Consider the following 1478-nt stretch of genomic DNA (forward strand, 5'->3'; position numbering starts at 1 on the left):
CTGTGAACTGCGCCCCGAAACTTGGACTGAATAAATAGCGACTACGCCGCAAGGGCCCGGTTCCGGAACTCCTCCGGCGTCAGGCCCTTCAATCTTACCTGCCTGCGCCGCGTGTTCCAATGGGCTATGTACCCCTCCAGGTCGCGCTTGAAGTCCCCGAAGCTGCCCCACTCCCTGCCGCGGTAGAACTCGTCCTTCACGTGGCCGAAGAGCTGCTCGGTGGCGGCGTTGTCGATGCAGTTCCCCTTGCGCGACATGCTCTGGGTGATGCCCGCCCCCTCCAGCCTGGAGGTGTAGGACTCGTGCTGGTACTGCCAGCCCATGTCCGAATGCATGGTCGGCGCCGCCCCGTCGGGCAGGGCCTCGAGGAGCCGGTCGAGCATCCTGTGCTGCTGGGCGAGGTCCGGCGAGGTCGATATGTCGCTCGCCACGATCTCCTTCGTGCAGAAGTCGAGCACCGGGGCCCAGTAGGCCTTGGCGCCCGCCACCTTGAACTCGGTGACGTCGGTGCCGAGCTTCTGCCACGGCCCCTCGGCGCCGAAGTCCCTCGCGATGACGTTCTCGAACGTGCTCCCCACGAGCCCCCTGTAGGAGCTGTACCGGCGGCGGGAGCCCCGGCGGCGTATCCCGCACCGGATGCCCATCTCGCGCATCATCTTGAGCACGGTCTTGTCGGCCACGACCGCGCCCAGCTCGGCGCGCAGGCACATGGCTATCTGCCGGTGCCCGCAGCCGTTGGCGGTGCGCGAGAATATCTCGGCCGCGGCGTCGCGCAGCTCGGGCCGGGTCGGCCTCCGCGGGTGCGCCAGCGCGTAGTAGTAGGTCGACCTCCTGAGCCCCGAGCACTCCAGCAGGTGGCGCAGGGAGTGCCCCTCCGCGCGCAGCGCCCTCACCGCCTCGGCCGCCGCCCTGGTCAGAGCCCGTCCCGCTCGACCAGGGCGCGCAATTTTTTTAGGTAGGCGACCTCGGCCTCGAGCCTGCGGCAGCGCTCCTCGAGCTCCTGCTCGCGGGTGCGGGCCCGGGGTTTCGACCTCGACCCCCTCGGTCTGCCCTTCGGGCGGGGCCGCAGCGCCTCGGCGCCGCCCTCGCGGTAGAGCCTGCACCAGCGCTCCAGCGGGGATTTCGACCTGATCCCGAACTCGGCCATGGCGTCGGCCTTCGCCATCCCGTCGTCGACCACGGCCGACGCCGCGGCGACCCTCTGCTCGAATGTGTAACTGGATTGTTTCCCGTCCATGGACAGCAGCGCCTCGCTTCCGAACGCCCGGTATACCCACTGCCATTCTCTCACGGTCTCGCGGGGGACGGACAGGGCCTCGGCCGCCGGCTTGCAGCCGACGCCGGCGTCGAAGAGCTCGACGGCCCGCCTCCTGGACTCCAGATCGTGCTTCGACCTGAGATCTATACTCATGGAAAACCTCCCATTTCCCGATGTCCAAGAAATGGGAGGCAGTTCACTGTCCCCTTTGTGGTGGTTT

2 protein-coding genes are annotated in these 1478 nt (G+C 67.9%); both read right to left on the reverse strand.

Annotated elements, in window-relative coordinates; genetic code table 11:
- Positions 1 to 41: 41 nt before the first annotated feature.
- On the reverse strand, positions 42 to 893 hold the full coding sequence (locus PMX70_RS10095) for an IS3 family transposase (protein WP_199583469.1): 852 nt from the start codon (positions 891 to 893) through the stop codon (positions 42 to 44).
- A gap of 20 nt (positions 894 to 913) precedes the next feature.
- Positions 914 to 1411 (reverse strand): helix-turn-helix domain-containing protein, encoded by a 498-nt coding sequence (locus tag PMX70_RS10100; protein ID WP_118268027.1) that lies wholly within the window; start codon positions 1409 to 1411, stop codon positions 914 to 916.
- Positions 1412 to 1478: the final 67 nt, after the last annotated feature.

This window comes from Collinsella aerofaciens, from assembly GCF_028206795.1.
Lineage (GTDB): Bacteria > Actinomycetota > Coriobacteriia > Coriobacteriales > Coriobacteriaceae > Collinsella > Collinsella aerofaciens_AX.

What these genes read in the sequence shown, in the direction of transcription:
- PMX70_RS10100 (WP_118268027.1), bottom strand. Translation starts at nt 1,411, where the DNA reads ATGAGTATAGATCTCAGGTCGAAGCACGATCTGGAGTCCAGGAGGCGG.